This window comes from Delftia sp. DT-2 (genome assembly GCF_028401915.1).
Taxonomy (GTDB): Bacteria; Pseudomonadota; Gammaproteobacteria; order Burkholderiales; family Burkholderiaceae_C; genus Comamonas; species Comamonas tsuruhatensis.
The window spans coordinates 149,611-173,838 of sequence record NZ_JAQOTI010000009.1; the positions used below are offsets into that span (position 1 = coordinate 149,611).

At 69.3% G+C, this 24,228-nt stretch carries 24 protein-coding genes; 5 read left to right on the forward strand and 19 right to left on the reverse strand.

Going from position 1 to position 24,228, the window contains the following annotated elements; genetic code table 11:
* Position 1: 1 nt before the first annotated feature.
* From PO605_RS17730 to PO605_RS17745, 4 genes are all read right to left on the reverse strand, one after another.
* The gene (locus tag PO605_RS17730; protein ID WP_012207603.1) at positions 2-472 is read right to left on the reverse strand and encodes a RidA family protein; all 471 of its coding nucleotides are present in this window, start codon (positions 470-472) and stop codon (positions 2-4) included.
* A gap of 68 nt (positions 473-540) precedes the next feature.
* Positions 541-1,356: an ABC transporter permease gene (locus PO605_RS17735; protein WP_016452672.1), complete on the reverse strand. Its 816-nt coding sequence runs from the start codon at positions 1,354-1,356 to the stop codon at positions 541-543.
* Positions 1,357-1,361: 5 nt separating this feature from the next.
* Positions 1,362-2,201: an ABC transporter permease gene (locus PO605_RS17740; protein WP_272206699.1), complete on the reverse strand. Its 840-nt coding sequence runs from the start codon at positions 2,199-2,201 to the stop codon at positions 1,362-1,364.
* Between the two features lie 6 nt (positions 2,202-2,207).
* Positions 2,208-3,068 carry an ABC transporter ATP-binding protein gene (locus PO605_RS17745; protein WP_047470672.1) on the reverse strand — a complete coding sequence of 287 codons (861 nt, stop codon included), beginning with the start codon at positions 3,066-3,068 and terminating at the stop codon, positions 2,208-2,210.
* A gap of 130 nt (positions 3,069-3,198) precedes the next feature.
* Here PO605_RS17745 and PO605_RS17750 point away from each other — a divergent pair, with 130 nt between their 5' ends.
* Entirely contained in the window at positions 3,199-4,983 is a 1,785-nt protein-coding gene (locus PO605_RS17750) for a monovalent cation:proton antiporter-2 (CPA2) family protein (RefSeq protein ID WP_047470677.1), read from the forward strand.
* Positions 4,984-5,007: 24 nt separating this feature from the next.
* Here PO605_RS17750 and PO605_RS17755 read toward each other — a convergent pair whose 3' ends face one another.
* From PO605_RS17755 to PO605_RS17770, 4 genes are all read right to left on the reverse strand, one after another.
* Positions 5,008-5,397: a VOC family protein gene (locus PO605_RS17755; RefSeq protein WP_047470674.1), complete on the reverse strand. Its 390-nt coding sequence runs from the start codon at positions 5,395-5,397 to the stop codon at positions 5,008-5,010.
* A gap of 66 nt (positions 5,398-5,463) precedes the next feature.
* Positions 5,464-5,817, reverse strand: a complete 354-nt coding sequence (locus tag PO605_RS17760) for an energy transducer TonB (protein WP_012207609.1) — start codon at positions 5,815-5,817, stop codon at positions 5,464-5,466.
* A 78-nt stretch (positions 5,818-5,895) separates the two neighbouring features.
* On the reverse strand, positions 5,896-8,250 hold the full coding sequence (locus PO605_RS17765; RefSeq protein WP_272206700.1) for a helicase C-terminal domain-containing protein: 2,355 nt from the start codon (positions 8,248-8,250) through the stop codon (positions 5,896-5,898).
* Complete coding sequence (locus PO605_RS17770) at positions 8,247-9,923, reverse strand: VRR-NUC domain-containing protein (protein WP_272206701.1); 1,677 nt, start codon at positions 9,921-9,923, stop codon at positions 8,247-8,249. Before PO605_RS17770 ends, PO605_RS17765 begins: the two co-directional genes overlap by 4 nt.
* A gap of 221 nt (positions 9,924-10,144) precedes the next feature.
* On the opposite strand from PO605_RS17770, the gene PO605_RS17775 reads away from it, so the two are divergent.
* Positions 10,145-10,342 (forward strand): DUF2191 domain-containing protein, encoded by a 198-nt coding sequence (locus tag PO605_RS17775; protein ID WP_410172264.1) that lies wholly within the window; start codon positions 10,145-10,147, stop codon positions 10,340-10,342.
* Between the two features lie 75 nt (positions 10,343-10,417).
* Here PO605_RS17775 and PO605_RS17780 read toward each other — a convergent pair whose 3' ends face one another.
* The 3 genes from PO605_RS17780 to PO605_RS17790 form a co-directional block, all read right to left on the reverse strand.
* On the reverse strand, positions 10,418-11,125 hold the full coding sequence (locus PO605_RS17780) for a hypothetical protein (protein ID WP_016452681.1): 708 nt from the start codon (positions 11,123-11,125) through the stop codon (positions 10,418-10,420).
* A gap of 9 nt (positions 11,126-11,134) precedes the next feature.
* A complete protein-coding gene (locus PO605_RS30915; RefSeq protein WP_319803992.1) occupies positions 11,135-11,596 on the reverse strand; it encodes a Com family DNA-binding transcriptional regulator in 462 nt (153 codons plus the stop codon).
* 102 nt (positions 11,597-11,698) lie between these two features.
* Positions 11,699-12,451: a helix-turn-helix transcriptional regulator gene (locus PO605_RS17790; RefSeq protein WP_047471060.1), complete on the reverse strand. Its 753-nt coding sequence runs from the start codon at positions 12,449-12,451 to the stop codon at positions 11,699-11,701.
* Positions 12,452-12,680: 229 nt separating this feature from the next.
* On the opposite strand from PO605_RS17790, the gene PO605_RS17795 reads away from it, so the two are divergent.
* The gene (locus PO605_RS17795; protein ID WP_047471062.1) at positions 12,681-14,261 is read left to right on the forward strand and encodes an Ig-like domain repeat protein; all 1,581 of its coding nucleotides are present in this window, start codon (positions 12,681-12,683) and stop codon (positions 14,259-14,261) included.
* Between the two features lie 22 nt (positions 14,262-14,283).
* On the opposite strand, the gene PO605_RS17800 is transcribed toward PO605_RS17795, so the two are convergent.
* The 7 genes from PO605_RS17800 to PO605_RS17830 all read right to left on the reverse strand — a co-directional run bounded on the left by PO605_RS17800 (position 14,284) and on the right by PO605_RS17830 (position 21,091).
* Positions 14,284-15,042 carry an ABC transporter permease gene (locus PO605_RS17800; RefSeq protein ID WP_016452684.1) on the reverse strand — a complete coding sequence of 253 codons (759 nt, stop codon included), beginning with the start codon at positions 15,040-15,042 and terminating at the stop codon, positions 14,284-14,286.
* Positions 15,039-16,280, reverse strand: coding sequence for an ABC transporter substrate-binding protein (locus PO605_RS17805; protein WP_047471064.1), 1,242 nt, complete (start codon positions 16,278-16,280; stop codon positions 15,039-15,041). The genes PO605_RS17800 and PO605_RS17805 overlap by 4 nt, the downstream gene beginning before the upstream one ends.
* Before the next feature lie 93 nt (positions 16,281-16,373).
* The gene (locus tag PO605_RS17810) at positions 16,374-17,189 is read right to left on the reverse strand and encodes an ABC transporter ATP-binding protein (RefSeq protein ID WP_043821690.1); all 816 of its coding nucleotides are present in this window, start codon (positions 17,187-17,189) and stop codon (positions 16,374-16,376) included.
* Positions 17,186-18,274, reverse strand: a complete 1,089-nt coding sequence (locus PO605_RS17815) for an acyl-CoA dehydrogenase family protein (RefSeq protein ID WP_016452686.1) — start codon at positions 18,272-18,274, stop codon at positions 17,186-17,188. Before PO605_RS17815 ends, PO605_RS17810 begins: the two co-directional genes overlap by 4 nt.
* Positions 18,264-18,848 carry a carboxymuconolactone decarboxylase family protein gene (locus PO605_RS17820; RefSeq protein ID WP_047471701.1) on the reverse strand — a complete coding sequence of 195 codons (585 nt, stop codon included), beginning with the start codon at positions 18,846-18,848 and terminating at the stop codon, positions 18,264-18,266. Before PO605_RS17820 ends, PO605_RS17815 begins: the two co-directional genes overlap by 11 nt.
* A gap of 130 nt (positions 18,849-18,978) precedes the next feature.
* Positions 18,979-19,920, reverse strand: a complete 942-nt coding sequence (locus tag PO605_RS17825; protein WP_016448374.1) for an AraC family transcriptional regulator — start codon at positions 19,918-19,920, stop codon at positions 18,979-18,981.
* A gap of 142 nt (positions 19,921-20,062) precedes the next feature.
* A complete protein-coding gene (locus tag PO605_RS17830) occupies positions 20,063-21,091 on the reverse strand; it encodes a Bug family tripartite tricarboxylate transporter substrate binding protein (RefSeq protein ID WP_047474471.1) in 1,029 nt (342 codons plus the stop codon).
* Positions 21,092-21,294: 203 nt separating this feature from the next.
* On the opposite strand from PO605_RS17830, the gene PO605_RS17835 reads away from it, so the two are divergent.
* Both PO605_RS17835 and PO605_RS17840 read left to right on the forward strand, forming a co-directional pair.
* Positions 21,295-23,073, forward strand: a complete 1,779-nt coding sequence (locus PO605_RS17835) for an IlvD/Edd family dehydratase (protein WP_047474473.1) — start codon at positions 21,295-21,297, stop codon at positions 23,071-23,073.
* 90 nt (positions 23,074-23,163) lie between these two features.
* Positions 23,164-23,856 carry a GntR family transcriptional regulator gene (locus tag PO605_RS17840; protein WP_017406573.1) on the forward strand — a complete coding sequence of 231 codons (693 nt, stop codon included), beginning with the start codon at positions 23,164-23,166 and terminating at the stop codon, positions 23,854-23,856.
* A 31-nt stretch (positions 23,857-23,887) separates the two neighbouring features.
* Here PO605_RS17840 and PO605_RS17845 read toward each other — a convergent pair whose 3' ends face one another.
* A complete protein-coding gene (locus tag PO605_RS17845; protein ID WP_016448378.1) occupies positions 23,888-24,163 on the reverse strand; it encodes a ribbon-helix-helix domain-containing protein in 276 nt (91 codons plus the stop codon).
* Positions 24,164-24,228: the final 65 nt, after the last annotated feature.

A 24,228-nucleotide genomic window follows, 5' to 3' on the forward strand; every position in this document is an offset into this window, starting at 1 on the left:
ATCAGTCCACGCGGGCGATCAGGTCCAGCTCCACGGCCGCGCCCTTGGGCAGCTGCAGCACGCCCACCGAAGTGCGCGTGTGGGCACCCACGGGGCCCAGCACCCGGGCGATGAGGTCGGAGGCGCCATCGGCCACCTCGCTTTGCTGGGTGAAATCGGGCGCCGAGCGCACATAGACGGTGATGCGTGCAACGGCGCGCACGGCATCGAGCGAGCCGGCCGCGCGCTGCACGAAGGCCAGGGCCCGCATGGCACAGATGGCGGCGGCCGTTCTGGCCGATGCCAGGTCGATCCCGGCGCCGACCGTCCCCACGTAGAGCACTTCATCGCCCACGCGGGGAATCTGCCCGCTGACGAACAGCTGCTGGCCGTCGCGCACGACGGGGCTGTAGTTGCCGCCTATCTTGATCTCGCCATCGAAGCGGTGGCCGAGCTCAAGGGCGGCCTGGGCGAAGCGTTCATCTGCTGTCATGGTCTGGTGTCCGGAGTAAGGCAAGCGCGCAGTCTAGAGCGTGTTATGCACCGGCGCCTGCCGCGGCTTCAACTGCCCGTGGACGCGTAATGCCTCACCCCCATGCGCCAGGCGCCCGAGGCCAGCCAGAGGAAGGCAAAGCCGGCCAGCGGCGAGACCCAGCCCAGCCAGGCCGGCGCGCCCAGCGGGTCGGGCTTGCCCAGCACAGCCAGCGCCGGGTAGTAGGCCACGCAGGCCAGCGGCACGGCGAAGGTCAGCAGGCGGCGGAACCACTGCGCGTACAGGGCCAGCGGGTACTGGGCGGCCTCGACGCTGCCGTAGCTCAGCACATTGGCGGCTTCCAGGCTTTCCACGGTCCAGAACGAGAGCGCGCCCTGCAGCACCAGGATGCCCAGGAACAGCGCCACGCCGCCTGCCACGGCGAACAGCGCCACGGCGACGGCCTGGGGCGTCCACGCCACGGCGCCTTGGGCCGTGGCAAAGCCCAGCACCAGCAGGCCCTGCAGCAGGCGGCCCAGGCGGCTGATGCGCACGTCATGGCCCATGAGCTGCAGCCACACGGGGCGCGGGCGCAGCAGCAGGCGGTCGAAGGCACCCGTTCGCAGGAACTGCGTGCCCAGCACGTCGAAGCCCCGGCCCAGCGCATCGGCCAGGGCGAACATGCAGTTCACCAGGCCATAGAACACGGCCACTTCGCCGATGCGCCAGCCCTGCACCTCGCCAAACCGGTGGAACAGCGCCCAGACGGCGATGACCTCGATGCCCGTGACCAGGAACTGGCCCAGGGTCAGCATCAGCGCCGAGGCCGGGTAGCGCGCCTGCCCGCCCAGCGAGGCCAGCGCCAGGCGCAGGAACATGGACAGCGATCCTTTGTGCTTGGCCATGGTCTTCACCCTCCCTGCACTTCGAGCCGGCGCATGGTGCGCGCCATGGCCGCGCGGCCCAGGGCCACGATCACGGCAATCCACAGGGCTTGCAGCGCCAGGCAGGCCAGCATCTGCGCACCCGCCATCTGGCCGAAATAGATGCGCGCAGGAATGTCCATCACGCCGGCCAGCGGCTGCAGCAGCAGCGCGGTCTGCCAGGCGTCGGGCATCAGCGCCAGCGGCAGCAGGTTGCCCGACAGCACGATGACCACGGGCGCGGCCAGCGTGTTGATGCCTTTTTCATTGAGCGCGGCGGCAGCGGCAACGTTCAGCAGCATGACCAGTGCCGTGGACAGCAGCAGCGCCAGCAGCATGGACGCGGCAAAGCCCAGGCCTGCGGCCCAGCCGGCCGGCGGCTGCCAGCCCCAGGCGCCCAGCCCCATCAGCGGCAGGGCCAGCCCTGCAAACGCCACCATCAGCGCCACGCGCGGCAGCACGCGCGCGGCGATCCAGCCAGCCGAGCGCACGAACCACAGCGCATAGGCATCCACGGGCCGCAGCCGGTCATAGGCGATGGCGCCCGTGCGCACGGCCAGGGCCACGTCGGGGTCGCCGCTCCAGGGCAGCAGCGCGAACAGGCCCTGGGCCAGCCAGGTGTAGGTGATGGCGTGCTCCAGCGAGATGGGCGCGCCGGCCGATGCCGAGGCACTGCCGTAGAACGCCGCCAGCACCATGGTCTTGATGGCGCCCCACCAGCACTGCGTGGCAAAGCCCGCGTAGGCGGCCGTGCGGTACTGCAGCATCACCAGGAACCGCGATGCAAAGGCCGCCACATAGGGGCGCAGGAGTTCACGCAGCGTCATGCAGGCTCAGCCTTCGGCCGCTCCGTGCATGGCGTAGAAGCGGGCGATCACGGCCTCGATGGCCATGTCTTCTCCATTGCCTTCGCCATCACCACCTCCACGCCCCTCGCCCTGCGCTGCCACCACCTGGGCGCGCAGCGCATCGACCGCGCAGTCGGCCAGCACGCGGCCATGGCCGATGACGATCACGCGCCGCGCCAGCGCCTCGATGTCGTGCATGTCATGCGTGGTCAGCAGCACCGTGGTGCCGCGCTCGCGGTTGGCGCGCAGCACGAACTCGCGCACGGCCAGCTTGGAGGGTGCGTCCAGGCCGATGGTGGGCTCGTCCAGGAACAGGATCTCGGGCTCGTGCAGCAGGGCCGCGGCGATCTCGGCGCGCATGCGCTGGCCCAGGGACAGCTGGCGCACGGGCTGGTCCAGCACGCGCTCCAGGTTCAGCAGCGTCACCAGCTCGTCGCGCGTGCGACCGTAGCGTGCGGGATCGACGCGGTACAGGTCGCGCAGCAGGTTGAAGCCGTCGCCCACGGGCAGGTCCCACCACAGCTGCGAGCGCTGTCCGAAGACCACGCCGATGCGGCCCACATGGCGCTGGCGGTCGGCCAAGGGGTCGCGCCCGTCCACCTCCACGCGCCCGCCATCGGGCCGCAGGATGCCCGACAGGATCTTGATGGTGGTGGACTTGCCCGCGCCGTTGGGGCCGATGAAGCCCAGCAGCTCGCCACGCTCCAGCGCAAACGACACACCCTGCAGCGCCTGCACCGTGCGGTGGCGCGGACGCACCAGCGCGCGCAGCGCGCCCATCACGCCGGGGTCGCGCTCATGGATGCGGTAGGTCTTGCGGAGGTCGTGGACGAGGATCTGGGGCATGGCGCTGGGCGGTGAGGTAAGCGCAGAGGGGGCGCGATTCTACACAGGACCGGGCTTTGCTATCCTGCGCGCAAATTCGCGGATGGAAATCCGCCTTGCCGCACGCACGCACGCACAAAGGAAACACAACATGGCCGCTGAAGGCAATGCAAGCCAGCTCGTAGGAATCGTCACGCTGCTGGGGGCCGCCGTGGTGGCCGTGCCGCTGTTCAAGCGGCTGGGCCTGGGCGCCGTGCTCGGCTACCTGGCGGCCGGGCTGGCCATAGGCCCCTACGGGCTGGGGCTGGTGACGGACGCGCAGACCATCCTGCACGTGGCCGAGCTGGGCGTGGTGATGTTCCTCTTCGTCATCGGGCTGGAGATGAAGCCTTCGCACCTGTGGGACCTGCGCGGCCAGATCTTCGGGCTGGGCAGCCTGCAGGTGGTGGTGTGCGCGCTGCTGCTCACGGGCGTGGGCATGGCCTTCGGCTTTCCGTGGCAGGTGGCCTTCGTCAGCGGCGCGGGCTTTGTGCTGACCTCCACGGCCATCGTCATGCAGGTGCTGGCCGAGCGTGGCGACATCCTGGCGCCGCGCGGCCAGCGCATCGTCTCCATCCTGCTGTTCGAGGACCTGCTCATCGTGCCGCTGCTGGCCGCCGTGGCCTTTCTGGCGCCGGCCGATGCGGCGCCCGTGGCCACCTCGCCCCTGTGGCAACGCGCGGGCGTGGCCCTGCTGTCGCTGGGCGCGCTGGTGGGCGCGGGCCTGTGGCTGCTGAACCCGCTGTTCCGCATCCTGGCCAAGGCCAAGGCGCGCGAGGTGATGACGGCCGCCGCGCTGCTGGTGGTGCTGGGCGCCGCCCTGCTGATGGAGATGGGCGGCCTGTCCATGGCCATGGGCGCCTTCGTGGCGGGCGTGCTGCTGTCCGAATCCTCGTTCCGCCACCAGCTGGAGGCCGATGTGGAGCCCTTCCGCGGCCTGCTGCTGGGCCTGTTCTTCCTGGGCGTGGGCATGGCGCTGAACCTGGAGGTGGTGGCGCTGAACTGGCGCATCGTGGGCATGGGCGTGGTGGCGCTGATGCTGGGCAAGGCGCTGTGCATCTACGCCGTGGCCCGCGTGGCACGCAGCAGCCATGCCGATGCGCTGGACCGCGCCATCCTCATGGCCCAGGGCGGGGAGTTCGCCTTCGTGCTGTTTGCCGAGGCGCTCAAGCTCAAGGTGCTCAGCCCCGAGGTGCATGCCAACATGACGGCCATCGTCGTGCTGTCCATGGCCATCACGCCGCTGGTGGTGCTGCTGCACAAGCGCCTGGCCGGCGCCCAGGCCGTGTCGCTGGACGGCGTGGAGGCGCCGCAGGACCTGCGCGGCAACGTGCTGGTCATCGGCTTCGGCCGCGTGGGCCAGATCGCCAGCCAGGGGCCGCTGGCCCGTGGCGCCAAGCTGTCCATCATCGACAACGACCCCGACGTGATCCGCAACGCCGAGCCCTACGGCTTCAAGGTCTACTTCGGCGACGGCGCGCGCGCCGACATCCTGCATGCGGCCGGCGCCAGCCATGCCAGCGCCATCCTGGTCTGCGTGGACAGCAAGGCTGCCGCCACGCGCATCGTGGAGAACGTGCGCCACGAATGCCCGCACGCCCGCCTCATCGTGCGCGCCTATGACCGCGAGCACGCGCTGGAGCTCATCCAGAAGGACGCCGACCATGTCGTGCGCGAGAGCTTCGAGTCCGCCCTGCTCATGGGCCGCCACGCCGTGCTGGCCCTGGGCGCCACCGAGGACGAGGCCCGGACGCTGGAGTCCGAAGTGCGCGGCCGCGACACCGAGCGCTTTGCGCTGGAGACCGCCGGCGGCACCTTTGCGGGGCGCGCCCTGCTGCTGGGCAACATCGAGCGCATCGATCCGCCCCGGCACGACAAGCCCACCGCCAGGGACTGAGCGCGAAAGGGCCGCAGGCCCCGCTCAATGCCGCTGGTTGATCTGTATGAGATTGCCGCAGGTGTCGTCGAACACCGCAATCGTGACCGGCCCCAGATGCGTAGGCGGCCTGGTGAAGCGCACGCCGGCCGCGCTCAGGCGCTCGTACTCGGCCTGCACGTCGTCCACGCCGAAGAAGGTGGCCGGCACGCCGTCGGCATGCAAGGCGGTCTTGAACGGCCTGGCGGCCGGGTGCATGTCGGGCTCCAGCAGCAGCTCCACGCCATCGGCATCGCCGGGCGATGTCAGGGTGAGCCAGCGCGCATCGCCGCCCATGGGAATGTCGTGCTTGAGAACGAAGCCGAGCACGTCGCGGTAGAAGCCCAGGGCCTTGTCCTGGTCGTCGACGAGCACGCTGGTGATGACGATCTTCATGGAATGCTCCTTGTGTCGCTGCGCAGGGCACGCACCGGGTACAAACCTGCCACCACCGGCATGCCGCTATTTCAGCAGGAAGGTGACGGGCACGCGCGTCCACATGCTGTCCGGCACGCCGTCGCGCGTGCCGGGGACAAAGCGCCACGTCCGCACGGCGTCCAGCGCCTCCTGGTCGAGCAGAGGATAGCCGCTGCTGTCTGCCACATCCACGGCCAGTGCCTTTCCGCTGGCGCCCACCAGAACCCGCAGCACCACCTTGCCTTCCTGCTCCAGCCGCCTGGCTTCCTTGGGATAGGCCGGCATCTTGTTCTCGCTGGCCTGCCTGTCAGGCACAGGCTGCACCACGCCTGCCGCAGCCGGGCCACCGGCCAGCAGGCCCAGGGTCAATGCAAGGATGGCGCAGCGCATGCGGGGCATTCGGAAGGCTCCTGGATGGGGACGGGATGGGGGACTGGATGGGATGGGATGGCAGTCTCGGACTGGTGCGGCCCCGGATCATCGCATGCCCTCCACCCGCCACCAGCGCGGCAGCAGCGCCTGCACCTCGCCGCGCCGATAGCGGTCGTCGATGAGAAAGACCACGCCGCGGTCGCGCTCGCTGCGGATGACGCGGCCTGCGGCCTGGACCACCTTGCGCAGCCCCGGGTAGAGATAGCTGTAGTCATAGCCCTTGTCCGCGCCGAACTGGCGGTCCATGGCGCGCTTCATCTCTTCGTTCACGGGATTGACCTGGGGCAGGCCCAGCGTGGCCACGAAGGCGCCGATGAGGCGCTCGCCGGGCAGATCCACGCCCTCGGAGAACGCCCCGCCCAGCACGGCAAAGCCCACGCCCTGCCCGGCCTCGGTGAAGCGCGCCAGGAAGGCCGCGCGGCCTTCCTCGTCCATGGACGGGGTCTGCAGCCAGACGGGCAGATCGGGATGGGCGCGCTGCAGGCATTCGGCCACGCGCTGCAGGTAGTCGAAGCTGCTGAAAAAGCACAGGTAGTTGCCGGGCCGGCGCGCGTACTGCGCGGCCACGAGGTCGGCGATGGGCCGCAGCGAACGGTCGCGGTCGCGGTAGCGCGTGGAGATGTGGCCGGCCACCTGCACATCGAGCTGGTCGGCCTGGAAGGGCGAGTCGGCCTCCAGCCAGTGCGTGCCTTCGGGCAGGCCCAGGATGTCGCGGTAGAAGTGCGGCGGGCTCAGCGTGCCCGAGAACAGCACCGAGGCATGGGCCGCCGCATGGCGTGCCGCCAGGTGGGGCGCGGGCACCACGCAGCGTATGCACAGCGTGGAGGCCGGCGCGCGACGGGGGCCTGGGCGCCCGGGCAGCAGGTGGACATCGAACAGCGCATGGCCGCCGAACTGCTCGGCCAGCGCCATGAACTGCAGCGCCTCCCAGTAGAAGTCCAGCACGGGGTCGCCGGGCAGCATGGGGCTGTCGGCATTGGCGTCGGCGATGGCGGCCACGGCGCGCTGCACGGCGCCCAGCAGGCCTGCGGGCACTTCCTCATGGGCCTGGTAGCTGGCGGTCTGTTCCCTGTTCAGCGCGCTCCAGCTGCGGCTGAGCCGGTCCAGCGCCTTGCGCACGGCACCGGTGGCCGACTTGCGGGCGGCCGCCAGGGCGAACTGCGACAGCTCGGCCGTGTACATGCGGCGCGCGCGCTCGAGCAGGTTGTGGGCCTCGTCCACCAGCACGCCCACCTTCCATTGCTGGGCCTGGGTGAGCGCGTACAGCATGGCGGCGCTGTCGTAGAAGTAGTGGTAGTCGGCCACGACCACGTCGCTCCAGCGCACCAGTTCCTGGGCCAGGTAGTAGGGGCAGATGTCGTGCGCAAGCGCCACGGCACGCACGGCAGGCGGGTCCCAGGGCGCCTGCTGCAGCGCGGCGGCGCGCGCGGCGGGCAGCCGGTCGAAGAAGCCGCGCGCCAGCGGGCAGGAGTCGCCGTGGCAGGCCTTGTCGGGATGCTCGCAGGCCTTGTCGCGCGCCAGGATGGCGAGCACGCGCAGCCTTGCGGGTGGCGCGGGTGGCGAGGGCAGAGGTTGCGGCGCTGCCGGTTCCTGCGGCGGTGGCTGGTGCTGCTCGGCAATCTGCCGGTTCACGCTGGCCAGCGCCTGCAGCGCCAGGCCATGGCCCGTGCCCTTGGCCGTGAGGAAGAACAGGCGGTCCAGGCCCTGGTCCGGCATGGCCTTGAGCATGGGGAAGATGGTGCCCAGCGTCTTGCCGATGCCCGTGGGCGCCTGCGCCATCAGGCATTGGCCGCCCTGCTGCGCGCGCGCCACGCGGTAGACGGCCACGGCCAGCTCGCGCTGGCCCGCGCGAAAGCCCTGCATGGGAAAGCGCAGCGCGGCCAGCGCCGCCTCGCGCGCCGCGCGGTGGGCGGCCTCGCTGCGCGCCCAGTCCAGGAACAGCGCGCATTGCTGCTCGAAGAAGGCGCGCAGCGTGGCCGCGTCTTCCTCCTGCACCAGCACGGTCTCCTCCGAGTTGCCCACGTTGAAATACACCAGGGCCACGCGCAGCCGCTGCAGGCCGCGCGCCTGGCACAGCAGATGGGCGTAGATGCGCGCCTGGGCCCAGTGCAGTGCCCGGTGGTGGGCGCGCACGCCCTCGATCTGGCCCCGGTAGGTCTTGATTTCCTCGAGCTGGCCAGCCCCGGCGTCGAAGCCGTCGGCACGGCCGCGCACGCGCAGGTCGCCGTATTCACCGGCCAGACTGATCTCGGTCTCGTAGTCCTTGCCCCTGCGCGACTGCACCAGGCTGTGGCCGGCCATGCCCTCCAGCGCGCTGGGCGCGGGCGTGAAGCGCAGGTCCAGGTCGCCCGCGCGTGCCGTGAACTCGCACAGCGCGCGCACGGCCACGGTGTAGCTCACGCGGCCTCTCCCAGCGGCTGGCCGCGCCACTGCACATGGCACACGCGCACGGGAATGCCGTGCTCGGCACAGTACTGCAGCCAGCGGATCTGGTTGTCCTGCAGCTTGTCGCCGGGGGCCTTGGCCTCGACCAGTTCGTAGCGGCGCTCGGCCGGCCAGAAACGCACCAGATCGGGAAAGCCCGTGCGGTTGGCCTGCACGTCGCGCAGCAGCCGCGCAAAGAACAGCTTGAGGTGGGCGGCCGGAATGCAGTCCAGCGCCAGCGCCAGCAGGGGCGCGCTCAGCGTGCCCCAGAACACGAAGGGCGACTGCAGGCCCTGCTTGTCGGCATGGCGCTGCACGATGACCTCGCGCCAGGTGCCATCGTCCAGATGCGCCAGGCATTCCTCGAACAAGGCTGCGCGGCGCTGCACGAAGTCGGGCGCGGACAGGTCGGCCGGGCCGCTCTGGAACGGGTGGAAGAAGGCGCCCGGCAGCGGCGCGAAGATGGCCGGCCAGCACAGCAGGCCGAACAGCGAGTTGATGAGCGCGTTCTCCACGTAGAACACCGGCGCGGCGTCGCTGTGCCAGTGGTCGCGCAGCACGTATTCGACCGATGCGGGCCGCGCCGGCAGCTCCAGCTCCACGTCCATGCGCATCTGCGCCACCACGGGCGCCAGCGCCGCCGCACGCCCGCGCGCGCCCTGCCCCAGGCTGCGGCGCAGGCGCGGCAGCATGCGCGCCACGCGCTGCAGCTCCTCGTCGCTCTCGGGCTGGGCCTGGGCGGCCTGGGCCAGCGCCATGGCATCGGCAAAGCGCTCCATGCGCTCGTACACACGCATGCGCCGGTGGCGGGCGCCGGGGTAGCGGCTTTGCGCATAGGCCTGCTCGGCACGCTCCCAGTCCTGCATGCGCTCGCAAGCCTGGCCTATGCGCAGCAGCACCTTGGCGCGGCGCTGCTCCAGCCAGGCATTGCCGCTGGCGCAGCCGGCCACCTGCTGCAGCAGCGCATCGATCTCCACGCCTTCATCCAGCGCCGCGCGGCAGGCCTGCAGAGCCAGGTAGCCATCGACATCGGCACGCGACTGGAAGGCCCGCGACGCCGCATCGAAGGCCACGGCCTCGTAGCGGAACACGCCCAGGTCGGCCAGCACGAATTCCGACCAGTCCTGGTAGAGGTTGCCGAAGAACATCAGCCGAAAGCGCTCGCACAGCGCGCCCACCATCACACGCCAGGCGGATTCGCCGGCTGCGACACCCTGGGGCTGCCACTGCGCATAGGGCCTGGGCGCCTCATGCAGGGGCTGCAGGGCCTGCAAAAGCTCAGCCTTGCGCAGGCCTGAGTGGATGGGTGCGCCGGCGAACAGCTGCAGCAGCTCGGGCTTGGTGTGCAGCGCAAACAGCTCCTCCAGCGCCATGGGGTGGTCCGCGTCCAGCCAGCCCAGCTCCAGCAGGGGCGCGGCCGCGTCGGCAATGCCGGGAATCTCTTCGTACACCAGCTTGCCGGCCCTAAACCAGGGCCCGCGCCGCATCAGCAAACGCACCATCAGCGCCTGCGAGGGCTGGGGCAGCTGCGTGAAACGGGTGAGGAATGCCTGCTCGGGCGCGTCCAGCAGATCGCCGTAACGCTGGCCAATCCAGTCCAGCGCGCGCTGGAAGTTGTGCAGGTAGTAGAAGCGGTGGGGAGGGAGCATGGGCCTGGCAGATCGGGCAGCCAGGCCGCTCGAAAACTGTATCTTTATACAGTCATCATAGCAAAACAGGAGTGACCACTTCGGAGGGAAGCGCGCTTGTCTGCAGGCTGGCGCAAGCCCAGAATTGCATCTGTTTTGATGACAGAGGGCCCGCCATGCGGATCACCGTGACGATCGACGATGCCTTGTACGAATAAGCCCTGAAGATGCTGGAGCCAGGCATGGACGAGGCAGCTCTGTTCCAACAGGTCCTCAGAACTTTCGTGAGGGTGCAGGCAGTCAAACGCCTCGCAGCACTTGGCGGCAGGGCAACCGATATGCCGGATTCCCAGGAGATTGCGTATCGCTGGCCCTCGCCTACAGACTGGCTTTCCACCAAAGGCAGCACGATGCGCAACGCATGGCAGCATGCGTATTGACCACCCCCTGCCAGGAGGACCAGGGCATGGCGGCGATACGGCCACACGCTGCCCTGGGACCCGCTCTCAGATCACTTACGGATTGGCTATCACCTCGTCAGCATCCGACCAATAGCTGATCAGGCGTGTATAGACAAAGCCGGCGGCAGGCTTGTTGGGATCACTGATGCTGAACAACACCACCTTGCCTGCGTCACGGGAGTCATAGTTGGCCGAGTAATCCGACCAGAAGGTTGGCAGGCTGAATACGGTCTGGCCCGTACTCTTGTCCGTTGCCCGGACTGCGTGGCCGATGCTGCCGTTCTTGGAAATGCTTTCGATCACCAGTCGATACCAGCGCAGTTCCTCGAGCTTGGCCTCGCCGATGGCACCACGCGGATATTGAGCGGACGGACGATGGTGCGAGTCACCGTTGTCCTTGGTGTTGGTTATCTCAATTTCCTCAAGCGCCACGCTGCCTGGCGAATAGCCCCAATTGCCCGCAATGACAGCACCGCCACGGTTGTCACCCGCCACACTGTATGAGCCTTTGTGCCTGGCAATGATGCCCATGTGGCAAGCGGCCAGATAGCCATCGCTGAAGCGCACATCCATCACGATGGTGTGGCGGTTGTTGGCAGGGTTGTAATTGGCAGGACGCCCCGTGTTGTCGAACACGAGCGCATGCGGATTGATATGCCGCGAATCGTAAACAAGAGGGAAACCCGTCGTGCTTTTGTACTGCTGGATGTTGTCCGGCGGCATGTACTGATCCGAGACGAGAACCTTGGAAACTTGAGCCATGGAGGCCTCCTATTCAATGGATGGAGTCGAAGGCGCTCGGCGGCACTCGGGTGGGGGGTTCGCTTGGACCCTCAGGGAATTCAACGTGCCGCAACGCGGGCACTTGATGTTCAGTAGCTGAAAGACGCCCATGGCGAGCTTTCGATTGCAGTTCGCGCATCTCACTTCCTGCTCCATGCGCTGCCTCACTGCAATGGTTGAAACAACATGCCGTCGGACACCAGAAATGGCAACGTACCGCCGCTGAGAAGGACGGCGTTGAAGCCGACAGGAGAGCAACTGGCAAAACAAAACATGAGGCCTCGGCACAGTGGATTTCAGGAAGTCCGCCGTATGGCTTGGGCGGACTTTTATTGTGCTGGCGCGAAACCTGTAGGTAAAACTGTGCCGGACGTAGCTGCACCGCTTACGTCGAGCAAGCCTGTGGTCGCGAGACAGCCGCCTGCACGCGCTGGCCCAGCGATTTGGCATTGCCTGCCGGAGCGTCCTGCCGTAGGGCCGGTTTCCCTGCTTCTCGAAGGGCTGGCCCCGCGCACGGCGCTCGCGTGGGTTCGCACAAGCGCGCGACACGCGCTAGAAATCCGGCCTGCGCATCCTCGACAAGGCGTCCTGCCGATTGGCGGCTCCCAGCTTGCGGTAGATGTTTTCCAGGTGCCGCTTCACCGTGCCTGCACGCAACTCCAGCATGGTGGCGATTTCTGCGTTGGTGTTGCCGTTGGCGACCCATTGCAGCACTTCACGTTCGCGCGGGCTCAGCACGTCGGCAGCCGGCGAGCCCGGTGAGAGCGCCTGCCATGCCGCCTGGCTGATTCGCTGCTGCTGGCTCAGGCGCCGCCACTGCGCCTGCGCATGCGGCCCCAGCAAGGTCAGCGCCATGCGCTCCGCAGCGGTGTAGCCGCGCGAGGCGCGTGTGACATTGAGGGTCAGCATCGCTCCGTGGCCCAGTTCCACGTCCAGCGCGAGTCCGTCCTGCTGGCCCACCTGGGAGCAGGCCTGGGCATAGAGCGCCGTCCTCTGCCATTGTCCGCGAGTCAGCAGGTCGGAAATGCTGGCGGCCTGCGTCTGGCGCTGCCGATACAAGGGGTTGTCGGCCAGATGCCGGTGCACCGCAGCGTTGACTTCGGAGGAAATGGCCCGCACCGGATCGTAGGCCGTGTAGCCACGGACTTCCGCAATGCCGGAGAAATCCACCACCCGAATGTCACCCGGCACCACCAGGCGCAGCGCGTGCAGCAAATGCGTGGCCAGCGCGTGCAGATCGGGCGCGCCGTGCACCGCGAGGATGGCCTGATTGAGTTGCCCCAGTTGCTGCGTTGACAGGGTCATGTCGCGAAATCCAATGGCGTGCTCGAGGTGCTGGCGATAGGTGGGCCGGCTGAGGCCGCATTTTCAGGCCTGCGATGTGCCGCCGGCACATTTTCACGATCTTCGCAGAAAGCTAAGGTCACGCGGTCCGCAACAACAGCGCGCGGGTCTGCCCGGGACACGCAGCGCAACGGGAGGAACCGTGCACGCTTTTCTTCACAGACCCCTTCGACGCCTCCGGCTTCTGGCAGTGCCTGGCGCGCTGTGCAGCCTGCTGGCACTCAATGGCCAGGCCGCGACCATCGTGGTCAATACCACGGACAACACGCCCGGTGCAGCGGACTGCAGCCTGAATGAGGCATTGACCAGTGCACAGATGGATGACGGCAGTTGGGGCAACGGCGCATGCGTATCGGGCAATGGCGCGGACACCATCGTGTTCGACCCGGCCGTCTTTCCGGCAGGCAGCCTCACCGCCATTGCATTGGCAGGCCATTCCATCGACCTCAACTTCACCACCTCGGACATCACGATCGACGGGGACCAGCGGGTGGCGCTCGATGGGGGCAATGCCTCCCGCCTGGTGTCGGCCCAGGGCAGCGGTGTCCAGCTCACGCTGCGCGGCCTGACACTGCGCGGCGGGCAGACCGCCGCCGGTGAAGACGGCGGCGCCATCTACCTGGACAACGGCGTCACCCTGCGCCTGGAGCGCAGCGTGGTGCAGGACAGCACGGCCGGCATCAACGGCGGGGGACTGTACAGCCGCGACAGCACGGTGACCATCGTGGACAGTGTGTTCAGCGGCAACCAGGCAGGGGGACAGGGCGGTGCCATCTACAGCACGGGCAGCGGCTCGCTGACGGTGGAGCGCAGCCGCCTGTCCGGCAACACGGCCCGCACGCTGGGCGGGGGCCTGCGCAGCGGGGTGCCGACCACCATGACCGACAGCACCGTCACCGGCAACGTGCTGGCGTCTCCGGGCTCGGGTGCCGGCGTCTCGTTCACGCTCACCCGCCCCCGCACACTCCACGGCAACCAGATCACGAACAACGCGCCCGGCAACAACTGTGGCGGCGAAACGTTCACGGGGACGGGCAACCGCTACTGGCCGGCCAGCGATACCAGTTGCCCGGCGGCGGCAGGTGCCATCGCCAAAGCGCCGCAGGCCATCACCTTCACCACGGCACCACCGGCCGGCGCACGGGTGGGGGATACCTATGACGTGGCCGCCGTCGGAGGCGCCTCGGGAAACCCCGTCATGTTCGCCGTGGATGCATTGACCGCGGCGATCTGCAGCGCCTCCGGCAGCACCATCCGCTTCCAGGCCGCAGGGACATGCACGATCAACGCCAGCCAGCTCGGAGATGCGGACCATGACGCGGCTACGCAGGCGGTGCAGATGGCGGCGGTGGGACAGGGCCCCTCCCGTGTCACGCTGACTTCCAGCGCCAATCCCTCGCGCTCCGGGCAGTCGCTGTCCTTCTCCGTGGTGGTCGCACCCGATGTCTCCCTGGGCACCGCCGCCGTCCCCACGGGAACGGTCGAAATCCTGGCTGGCGGCCTGTCGCTGGGCACGGCGGGTTTGTCCAATGCCAGGGCCATCATCGCCACCACCCAACTGACGGCGGCCGGCCCGCATGCCATCGTGGCCCGGTACGGCGGCGATGCGAACTATCTCGCCGCGGACAGCGGCGCATGGGCCCAGACCGTGGAGCCCGCAGCCCCGGCCCCGGCCACCCCCGTGCCCGCGCTGGGCCCCTGGGGAGTGCTGCTGTGCGCCGTGCTGACGGGATGGGCAGGACTGCGGCTGCGCCGCGTGCACGGCACCTGATGCCACCGCCTGCCCGCAGGCCTCAGGCCGAATGCATCCAGCGCTGGTGCAGCCACCGAGCCGCATGGTCCAGCGCATAGCCCAGGGCGCCGATCAGCACCACGGCGGCCATCAGCTCCGAATACGCCAGGCGGTCGCGCGTGTCGAGGATGAAGTAGCCCAGGCCGGCCGATACGCCCAGCATTTCTGCTGGCACCAGCACGATCCAGATGATGCCGATGGCCAGGCGCACGCCCGTGAGGATCTGGGCCGTGATGCCGGGCAGCACCACGCGCAGAACGGTCTCGGTGCGCGTGGCCGACAGGCTGCGCGCCAGCAGCAGCCAGTTGCGGTCCAGCTGGGCCACGCCGGCCGCCGTGCTCAGCAAGATGGGCCAGACGGCGGCGAAGGCCAGCAGGAAGTACACGGGCGCGTCGCCCACGCCCAGCACCATCACGGCAATGGGCATCCACGACAGCGGCGAGATCATGCGCAGGAACTGGAACACGGGCGAGAACGCCTGCGAGAACCCGCGCGACAGACCCACCAGCACGCCCAGCGGCACGCCGACCACGAAGGCCAGCAGCAGGCCCACGGCCACGCGCTGCAGGCTCAGCAGGGTGTGCATCCAGATGTCGGCGCCCGTCAGCAGCTGGCCCAGCGCCTGCAGCGACGGCCAGGGCGCGAAGGCCGCAGCCACGGGCGTGCTGCGCGCCAGCAGCGCGCCGCCCACCCACCACAGGGCCAGGACCAGGGCCGCGCCCAGCAGCGGCAATCCAATACGTCGCAACACCTGGATCACACCACGATGGTTTCGCGGCGCGAGAAATCGGCCGGAATGCCGAAGACCTGCGGGCCGCCCACGGCCTGGATGGCCTTGCGCACGAAGCGGTCGTCCACCAGGTCGGTGGCCGCAAACCTGGGCTCCAGCTTGTCGAGGAAGCGCGTGTCGCCCTCGACCTTGGTGGCCTTGATGGCGCGCACCAGCTGCTCTGTGTACGAGGGATAGGGATAGGGCTGGAAGTCGATGCGCCGCTGGTGCCAGCCCTTGTTGACGACCACGCCGCTGGCCTCGTAGCTGGCGTAGTCGGTGGCGGCCAGCACCTTGGACAGCGTCTGCTGCGGATGCGGCGTGTAGCGGCGCTCGCCCGTGCTCGACAGCAGGCGCGCGGCGGCCAGGCGGTTGTCGCGTGTCCACAGCTGGGCCTTGACCACGGCATTGGTCACGCGCTGGGCCCATTCGGGCTTGTCGGCGATATCGCGCTCGGCCAGGAAGGTGACGCAGCAGGCGTGGTCCTTCCAGACATCGCCCGAGAAGCGCAGCATCTTGCCCACGCCCGCGATCTCGGCGGCGGCATTGAAGGGCTCGGCCACGATGAAGCCCGCAATCGACTTGCCGGCCAGTGCCGAGACCATTTCGGCCGGTGCCAGCACGACGAGGTTGACCTCGTTGGCCGCAATGGCGCCGCCGCGCGCGCGGGTCACGGCCGTGAGGCCGGCCTTGCGCAGCACGTCCTGCAGCAGGATGTTGTGGATGGAGTACCAGAACGGGATCGCCACGGTCTTGCCGCCCAGGTCCTGCACCTTCTGGATCTCGGGCAGCACGGTCAAGCCCGAGCCGTTGACGTGGTTCCAGGCCACGATCTTGGCGGGGAACTTGGCGCCGTAGCGCACCCACAGCGTGGAGGGCGTGAGCAGGTGGATGACGTTGACCTGGCCCGAGACGAAGGCCTCGACGATCTGGGCCCAGGAGCGGAACAGGCGCGGCGCCTCGGCCTTGAGGCCTTCGGCCTCGAACAGGCCGTTGCCGTGGGCCACCAGCAGCGGCGTGGCGTCGGTGATGGGCAGGTAGCCGATCTTCACGGGCTGGTCATCGCCCTTGAAGGCCTGGGCGCGCGCATCGCCTGCAGCCAGCAGCGGCGCGGCCACCGAGGCCGTGGCCAGCGCGCCCAGGCGCAGCATGTCGCGCCGCGTGAGGCCGCAGCCGCAGTCCGACGAGACGCAGATATGGGTGTAGGAAGGGTGGTCCTGGAAGCTCATGCGAAAGACCTTTCAGAAGAGCATGGTTGAAGTCGAAGAAATGGCGGATCTGCAGGCGGATCGGCAGGCGGGCAGGCAGGCAGGCGAGGGAGATCAGGCCTGGGCCGCATGGCGCACGCCGTGCAGGGCCGAGAGGATGTCCAGCCGCAGCGCGGTCACGGCAGCGGCCTGGTCCTCGCGCGGGCGCGCAATGTCCACGCGCCATTCGCGCACGATGTGGCCGGGCCGCCCGCCCATCAGCAGGATGCGGTCGCCCACGAGGATGGCCTCGTCGATGTCATGCGTGACCAGCAGCGCCGCCGTGTGCCAGCGGTGGACCACGTCCACCATCAGCTCCTGCATCTCGGCGCGCGTGATGGCGTCCAGGGCCGAGAACGGCTCGTCGGCCAGCAGCAGCTGCGGCTCGCGGGCCAGGGCGCGCGCCAGGGCCACGCGCTGGGCCATGCCGCCCGACAGCTGCGAGGGGTAGAGCGCGCCGCTGCCGCCCAGGCCCACGGCCTGCAGCGCCTGCTCCACGCGCTGGCTGCGGGCCTCGGCCTCCAGCTTCGGCTGGCGCTCGAAGTCCAGGCCGAAGCCCACGTTGCGCCGCGCGTCCAGCCAGGGCAGCAGGCTGGGCTGCTGGAACACGAAGCCCGCGCGCGGGTGCGGCGCGGTCAACGGCTGGCCGAGGAACTGGAGCTCGCCCCGGCTCCAGGCGCCGCCGTCCGGCGATTCGAGGCCGCCGAGCACGCGCAGCAGCGAGGACTTGCCGCAGCCGCTACCGCCGAGCAGGCAGACGATTTCGCGCGGGGCAATGCTCAGGGAGATGTCCTCGAACACGGCCTTGCCGGGCGCATAGCCAAAGCCCGCGCCGCGTGCCTGCAGCACGGGCGCGGGAGCGTCAGGGGAGAAAGCTTCCGTCTGGGTCATGAACTGGTGGTTGCCAGGGCCGCGCCAGCCAGCGCGCCCTGTAGCTGCGTGACGCTGGGCGTCACGATGGGGATGAAGGCCGCCTCGCGCCAACGGCGCGCAAATCCCAGCGGCTGGTCGCGATGATAAGCGCGCCCGCCGCTGGCGTGCAGCTCCAGCTGCAGGGACTGCTGCACGATGTCGTTCAATTCCAGGCGCAGGCGGAACAGGGCTTGAGGTCGGTCAAGAAAACGCCCATCGGACAGGCCCGCATGCAGCGTGGCCGTGGCCAGTTCCAGCGCGTGGCGCTGCTGCTGCAGCGGGCCGCCCAGCACATCGCGCCCGGCGCCGGCACGGGCCGAGGCCGCCGCCAGCGAGGCGCGCGCCAGGCCTATGCACAGCCCCAGCTGCAGGCCCATGAAGGCGGGCCGCACGCGCGGCAGGAAATGGTTGGCGTCGGCATGGATCACATCGGCCGGACCGATCTGCAGCCCCTCGATGGACAGCGCCGCCGTATGGCTGCCGCGCAGCGCGATCAGGTCCAGGTCGGCGCTGCGCTGCAGGCCCGCCGCATCGCCGGGCAGCGCGGCCACGAAGGGCTTTGCACCGTCGCTGCGCGAGACGGCAACGGCCACCACGAAGCGACCCGGCGGCACCAGGTTGGTGGCCCAGGGCACGCGCCCGCGCAGTGCAAGGCCGTCGGCGTTGCCGGAGCCGACGGGCGTGGCCTCGACCTGCAGGGCCTCGATGCCGCCCAGGTACTTCATGGCGTTGGACAGGCCCGTGGCGCCCGCCTGCGTGCCCTGCAGCAGGCCCGGCAGCCAGCGCTGGCGCAGCGCCGCGTTGGGCGACTGCAGCAGGTATTCGACAAAGGCGCGCTGCGCCCAGAACACGAAGCCCGCCGTCAGCGAATGCCCGGCCACACCGGCAATGGCCTCCAGCGCATCGCCCAGGCTGCCGCCCTGCCCGCCCTCGGCCACGGGCACGCCCAGGCCGAACAGGCCGTGCTGCGCCAGCCGGGGCAGCACTTCGTGCGCATGCGCAGGGCCTTCGTCCAGGGAGTCGGCATGGGCGTCCAGCCACTGCCGCAGCGAATCAGCCAGCATGTGCGCTCTCCTGCGGTTGTCGGAACTGTTCGGGCAGATAGGGCTGCAGCTGCGGGTTGACGGGGCTTTGCGCCAGGCTGTTGGCAAAGTTGCACAGCGTGGCCAGGCTGATGCCCAGCACCACCTCCAGCGCCTGCTGCTCGCTGAAGCCGGCCGCATGGAAGGCGGCCAGGGCCTCGTCGGCGACGGCGCCGCGCGTGGCGATCACGGCTTCGGCAAAGCGGCGCACGGCGTCCAGGCGGGGCTGGCCCGTGTCCCGGCCGTCCTGCAGCGCCACCACCTCGGCCTGGGTCAGGCCGGCCTGCTTGAAGGCCAGCTTGGTGTGGCCGGCCACGCAGAAGTCGCAGCCATGGATGCGCGCCGCCGTGATCTGCACCACCTCGCGCTCGGCCAGCGTGAGCTGGGCGCGCGCGTTGATCTGGCCCACGGTCACATAGGTCTCCAGCGCCTGGGGCGAGTTGGCCAGGATGGCGATCAGGTTGGGCAGGAATCCGTTGCCGGCCAGGGCGCGCTCCACGAAGGGGCGGCTGGCTTCAGGGGCGGTTTGCGGGGTGTGCAGGGTCAGGCGTGCCATGGTGCTTTGCAGGAATGAAGGAATGCCTTCATGATCGGCCGCGCCCCCCTTGCCATCAATGCCGCCGCGTCGCGGATTTATGCCCGAACGTGTCAACCCGCAGGCAGATGCCCCGGGCCCGGATGGCGGCTCAGCAGCAGCGTGCCTGCGCGCGCTGCCAGGCGCCGGGCTGCTCGCCCATCACGCGCTTGAAGGCGCGCGAGAAAGCCGCGTAGGACTCGTAGCCCACGGCCTCGGCCACCTGGCCTATCGCCTCGCCCTGGGCCAGCCGGCGCGCGGCCAGCTGCATGCGCAGCAGCAGCAGGAATTGCTGGGGCGGCTGGCCGCAGGCCTCGGCGAACTGCCGAAAGAACGTGGCGCGCGACAGGCACACGCGCGCGGCCATGTCGGCCACGCTCCAGTTGCGGGCCGGCTCGCGCAGCAGCTCGGCCACCAGCGGCGCAAAGCCCGGCCGGCGCAGCAGGCTCCAGATGCCGCGCGCCCGCGCATCGCCATGCGCGAGCTGGCGCAGGCCGTAGAAAAACAGCAGGCCCACCAGCCGGTCCATCACGGCCGAGGGCTCGGTGCCCGTGCGCAGCGCCTCGGCGCGCATCAGGTCGAACAGCATGGAGGCGCCGCTCATCGCATGGTCGTCGCCGCGCAGCACCAGGTGGTCGGGGAAGGCATCGACCAGCAGGCCGCGCATGGGCCCCTCGAAGGTGAAGAAGCCGCAGGCCAGCGCCGTCTCTCCGATGCCGGCATCGCCCGTGGCGGGGCGCATGGCCTGCGGGGCGCAGGCCATGTCCGGGTCGGCATAGGGCGAGATGAAATGCGGCACGTCGCGCGAGAGGAACACGCCATCGCGCGGCTGCAGCTCCACCGAGGGCTGGCCCGGCAGGTGCAGCCAGCAGCGCCCGTCAAGGATCAGGTGAAAGCTGGCCCGCGCGCGCCCCGCCGTGGAGGCCCGCCAGCGCCCGCAGTACTGCCCCACGTGGAACACGCTGGCGCGCCATTGCAGGCCGTTGAGCAGGCCGTCGATGACGCGATCGACCTGCGCTTCGGCCGCGCTGTCGGGGACTGGGTCGGGTAGCACGGTAGTACAGGCAAGGCAGTGAAGGGAATGCGGCCGGCCAGTATCGCCACGATGCAGGCGCGGGGGAACGAATCTTTGGGCATATGCTTGTGCCCTTACCGATATCAGCGCGGCCCCACCCGGCCCCGCCCCGCACCCGGCCTCAGTCCGGCTTGATATCCGACTCCTTGATCACGGCCGACCAGCGGCCCACCTCCTTGGCGATCTGCATGCGCGCCTCGGCAGGCGTGGTGAAGGTGGGCATGGCGCCCTGGGCGACCAGGGCGTCCTTCACTTCCTGCTGCCCCATCACCTCCTTGAGCGCGCCGCTGAGCCGGGCGACGATGGGCGCGGGCGTGCCCGCAGGCGCCAGCAGGCCGAACATCGACGTCACCTCGAAGCCTGACAGCCCGGCCTCGGCCGTGGTGGGAATGTCGGCAATGGAGGGCACGCGCTGCGCCGTGGTCACGGCCAGGCCGCGCAGCCGCCCGCCCTTGATGAAGCCCTGCGTGGCGGGCAGGGTGTCGAACACCACATCCACCTGGCCGCCCATGAGGTCGTTGAGCGCGGGCGTGCTGCCCTTGTAGGGCACGTGCGTCAGCGGCACGCCGGCCTGCCGCTTGAACAGCTCGGCCGCCAGATGCTGGGGCGAGCCATTGCCCGAGGAGCCGTAGTTCAGCCCGCCCGGCTTCGCTTTGGCCAGCGCGATGAACTCCGCCAGATTGGCCGACGTCACCGACGGCCCCACGGTGATCACCAGCGGCACGCGGCCCACCACGGCTATGGGCGCGAAGCTCTTGTCCATGGTGAAGCCCGCCGTGGCAGGCATGAGCACGCTGTTGATGGAATGGCTGGTCAGCGCGCCCAGCAGCAGCGTATAGCCATCGGGCCTTTCCTTGGCCACTGCTGCGGCGCCCAGGTTGCCGGCCGCGCCGGCCCGGTTCTCCACCACCACGGGCTGGCCCAGCGCCAGCGAGAGCCTTTGCCCCACCACGCGGCCGATCACGTCGGTGGCGCCCCCGGGCGTGTACGGAACGACCAGCTTGATGGGCCGGGCCGGATAGGCGCCGTCGGCCAGCGCGGGCGTGGCCAGGCCTGGGCCCAGCGCCAGCAAAGCCAGCAGCGCCGCAGCCAGGGCGGCGCGCCGGTTGGGCGCATGAATGCGACGGATGCGGGATGCAGCAACAACCATGGGTGTCTCCTCCTTTTGTCTTGTGTCGGAAAAACATGCCCGGCACGCACGCCGGACACGGCTGCATGGTTGGCCAGATAGATTATTAATAATATAGGTGATAACGACGATAATAATCCACGGCATCCGCCGCTATCCTGCCCCACGACAAGGCAGCGCCTGCCTTCCGACCCCGCCAAGACCCTCTGCAAAGCACCCCACCCATGACCGACCCCAAGACTCCCGATGGCGCTCCAGGCCATGACATCGCCCCCGCCGATGCGGCCACGGGCATCTCCAAGGGCCTGACCAACTACGGCGACCGCGGCTTTTCGCTGTTCCTGCGCAAGGCCTTCATCAAGGGCGCGGGCTACACGGACTCGGCGCTGCAGCGGCCCGTCATAGGCATCACCAACACGGGCAGCAGCTACAACCCCTGCCACGGCAATGCGCCCCAGCTCATCGAGGCAGTCAAGCGCGGCATCCTCATGGCGGGCGGCCTGCCCATGGACTTCCCCACCATCTCGGTGCACGAAAGCTTCTCGGCGCCGACCAGCATGTACCTGCGCAACCTCATGTCCATGGACACCGAGGAGATGATCCGCGCCCAGCCCATGGACGCCATCGTGCTCATCGGCGGCTGCGACAAGACGGTGCCGGCCCAGTTGATGGGAGCGGCCTCGGCAGGCATTCCGGCCATCCAGCTGATCACCGGGTCGATGCTCACCGGCTCGCACCGCAGCGAGCGCGTGGGCGCCTGCACGGACTGCCGCCGCTACTGGGGCAAATTCCGCGCCGAAGAGATCGACGCCGAAGAGATCGCCGATGTGAACAACCAGCTGGTGGCCAGCGTGGGTACCTGCTCGGTCATGGGCACGGCCAGCACCATGGCCTGCATTGCCGAGGCGCTGGGCATGACCGTGCCCGGCGGCGCCTCGCCCCCCGCCGTCACGGCCGACCGCATCCGCATTGCCGAGCAGACCGGCACCGAGGCCGTGCGCATGGCGCGCGGGGGCCTGACCATCGACAAAATCCTCACGCCCGCCGCCTTCGAGAACGCCATGCGCGTGCTGCTGGCCATCGGCGGCTCCACCAACGGGCTGGTGCACCTGGCCGCCATCGCGGGGCGCATGGGCTATGACATCGACCTCAAGGCCCTGGACCGCATGGGCCGCGACACGCCCGTGCTGCTGGACCTCAAGCCCTCGGGCGACCACTACATGGAGGACTTCCACCACGCGGGCGGCATGGCCACGCTGCTGCGCGAGCTCAAGCCCCTGCTGAACCTGGACGCCCTCACCGTCACCGGCCGCACGCTGGGCGAAGAGATCGACCGCGCGGGCCCCGGCTTTGCGCAGGACGTGGTGCGCCCGCGCTCCAACCCCATCTACCCGCAGGGCGGCATCGCCGTGCTGCAGGGCAACCTGGCGCCGGGCGGCGCCATCATCAAGCAGTCGGCCGCCCATCCCCGGCTCATGGAGCACGAAGGCCGCGCCGTGGTCTTCGAGAACGCGGCCGACCTGGCCCACCGCATCGACAGCGACGACCTGGACGTGACGGCCGACGACATCCTCGTGCTCAAGAACATCGGCCCCAAGGGCGCGCCCGGCATGCCCGAGGCCGGCTACATCCCCATCCCGCGCAAGCTGGCGCGGGCCGGCGTCAAGGACATCGTGCGCATCTCCGACGGGCGCATGAGCGGCACGGCCTTCGGCACCATCGTGCTGCACGTCACGCCCGAGTCGGCCGTGGGCGGCCCGCTGGCCCATGTGCACAACGGCGACCGCATCACGCTGTCGGTGGCGCGGCGCGAGCTCACGCTGCAGGTCAGCGACGAGGAACTGGCCCGCCGCGCCCGGCTCCACCCCGTGACCGAGCCCACGGCCGAACGCGGCTACCGCAAGCTCTTTCTCACCACAGTGAACCAGGCCGACCAGGGCGTGGACTTCGACTTCCTGCGCTGCGCCACCGAACGCGGCACCATTCCCGGCCCGCGCGAATAGTCCATGCCAGGCAGCGCGGCACGCCCGCCATGCCCAGTGAGGGCCATCAGTTCGGACAAAATGGCGTTTTTGTCCCAACCGCCTGTCTTGATGGTCGCTGCCGCCTCACTGCCGATTTCCCTGGATGCCGAACCCGCCCCCGCAGCCGACGCCCTGGGCGCCATGGTGGCCGCACTGGAAGAGGACGTGGTCTTCGGCCGGCTGCACCCGCGCGAGCGCCTGGTCGAAGACGACCTCATGGCCCGCTTCGACGTCAAGCGCCACATCGCCCGCGAGGCCCTGGCCGCGCTGGACCGCATGGGCCTCATCGAGCGCCGCAAGAACGTGGGCGCCCTGGTGCGCTCCTTCTCCACCCAGGAAGTGCAGGAACTGTACGAGCTGCGCGGCATGCTGGAAGTCGAGGCCGCGCGCAAGATCCCCCTGCCCGTTCCCCCAGAAAGCCTGGACCGCCTGACCGCCATCCAGCAGCAGCACGACGCCGCCGTGGCCGAAGGCAACGCGCGCCTGGTGTTCCGCATCAACCTGGCCTTTCACCAGGAACTGTTTGCGCTGGCGGGCAACGACACGCTGCACAAGGCCATCACCGAATACGCGCGCCAGACGCACCCCATCCGCTTCGCCTCCCTGGTCTCGGCCGACTACCGCGAGCGCGCACGCCAGGAACACTGGCAGATGATCGAAGCCCTGCGCGCCCAGGACCGCGACGCCCTGGTCCGCCTGTGCGCCGAGCACCTGCTGCCCTCGCGCGATGCGTATCTGAATGCGCAGTTGCAGCGGTTGTAGGCGAAGTCACCCAGGAGCGACGCGGGCAGCGTCACGCGCCGTTGCCGCCGCTGCGCTCGGCAGCCAGACGCTCCCGCAACTGGCCGAGGGTGACGGCGCTGGAGGGATCAGCCCTCAAGGCGTCATAAGCAGGGCCTACCTCCAGGTGCAGCCAGCTATCCAGGCCGCGATCCTTGTCCATCAGCGCTTTCAACCCCGCGCAGATCACCTCGCTTTCGCTGGCGTACTCACCGGCCCTCACTTTGGCCCTGACCGCATCGGCGATGTCATTGGGCAAGGTGATGCTCATTTGCTGAGTGGTCTGCATGGGAGGCTCCCTGTAGGCAAGTGAGTGATCCTACTTTCATGTGGCAATCCAGTCGCCGACCCCGC

What these genes read in the sequence shown, in the direction of transcription:
- PO605_RS17755 (WP_047470674.1), bottom strand. Translation starts at nt 5,397, where the DNA reads ATGAAGATCGTCATCACCAGCGTGCTCGTCGACGACCAGGACAAGGCC.
- PO605_RS17810 (WP_043821690.1), bottom strand. Translation starts at nt 17,189, where the DNA reads ATGACCCAGACGGAAGCTTTCTCCCCTGACGCTCCCGCGCCCGTGCTG.
- PO605_RS17770 (WP_272206701.1), bottom strand. Translation starts at nt 9,923, where the DNA reads ATGCTCCCTCCCCACCGCTTCTACTACCTGCACAACTTCCAGCGCGCG.
- PO605_RS17830 (WP_047474471.1), bottom strand. Translation starts at nt 21,091, where the DNA reads ATGGTTGTTGCTGCATCCCGCATCCGTCGCATTCATGCGCCCAACCGG.
- PO605_RS17735 (WP_016452672.1), bottom strand. Translation starts at nt 1,356, where the DNA reads ATGGCCAAGCACAAAGGATCGCTGTCCATGTTCCTGCGCCTGGCGCTG.
- PO605_RS17845 (WP_016448378.1), bottom strand. Translation starts at nt 24,163, where the DNA reads ATGCAGACCACTCAGCAAATGAGCATCACCTTGCCCAATGACATCGCC.
- PO605_RS17775 (WP_410172264.1), top strand. Translation starts at nt 10,145, where the DNA reads ATGGACGAGGCAGCTCTGTTCCAACAGGTCCTCAGAACTTTCGTGAGG.
- PO605_RS17730 (WP_012207603.1), bottom strand. Translation starts at nt 472, where the DNA reads ATGACAGCAGATGAACGCTTCGCCCAGGCCGCCCTTGAGCTCGGCCAC.
- PO605_RS17805 (WP_047471064.1), bottom strand. Translation starts at nt 16,280, where the DNA reads ATGAGCTTCCAGGACCACCCTTCCTACACCCATATCTGCGTCTCGTCG.
- PO605_RS17760 (WP_012207609.1), bottom strand. Translation starts at nt 5,817, where the DNA reads ATGCCCCGCATGCGCTGCGCCATCCTTGCATTGACCCTGGGCCTGCTG.
- PO605_RS17740 (WP_272206699.1), bottom strand. Translation starts at nt 2,201, where the DNA reads ATGACGCTGCGTGAACTCCTGCGCCCCTATGTGGCGGCCTTTGCATCG.
- PO605_RS30915 (WP_319803992.1), bottom strand. Translation starts at nt 11,596, where the DNA reads ATGCCAAATCGCTGGGCCAGCGCGTGCAGGCGGCTGTCTCGCGACCAC.
- PO605_RS17835 (WP_047474473.1), top strand. Translation starts at nt 21,295, where the DNA reads ATGACCGACCCCAAGACTCCCGATGGCGCTCCAGGCCATGACATCGCC.
- PO605_RS17840 (WP_017406573.1), top strand. Translation starts at nt 23,164, where the DNA reads ATGGTCGCTGCCGCCTCACTGCCGATTTCCCTGGATGCCGAACCCGCC.
- PO605_RS17815 (WP_016452686.1), bottom strand. Translation starts at nt 18,274, where the DNA reads ATGCTGGCTGATTCGCTGCGGCAGTGGCTGGACGCCCATGCCGACTCC.
- PO605_RS17780 (WP_016452681.1), bottom strand. Translation starts at nt 11,125, where the DNA reads ATGGCTCAAGTTTCCAAGGTTCTCGTCTCGGATCAGTACATGCCGCCG.
- PO605_RS17750 (WP_047470677.1), top strand. Translation starts at nt 3,199, where the DNA reads ATGGCCGCTGAAGGCAATGCAAGCCAGCTCGTAGGAATCGTCACGCTG.
- PO605_RS17820 (WP_047471701.1), bottom strand. Translation starts at nt 18,848, where the DNA reads ATGGCACGCCTGACCCTGCACACCCCGCAAACCGCCCCTGAAGCCAGC.
- PO605_RS17790 (WP_047471060.1), bottom strand. Translation starts at nt 12,451, where the DNA reads ATGACCCTGTCAACGCAGCAACTGGGGCAACTCAATCAGGCCATCCTC.
- PO605_RS17745 (WP_047470672.1), bottom strand. Translation starts at nt 3,068, where the DNA reads ATGCCCCAGATCCTCGTCCACGACCTCCGCAAGACCTACCGCATCCAT.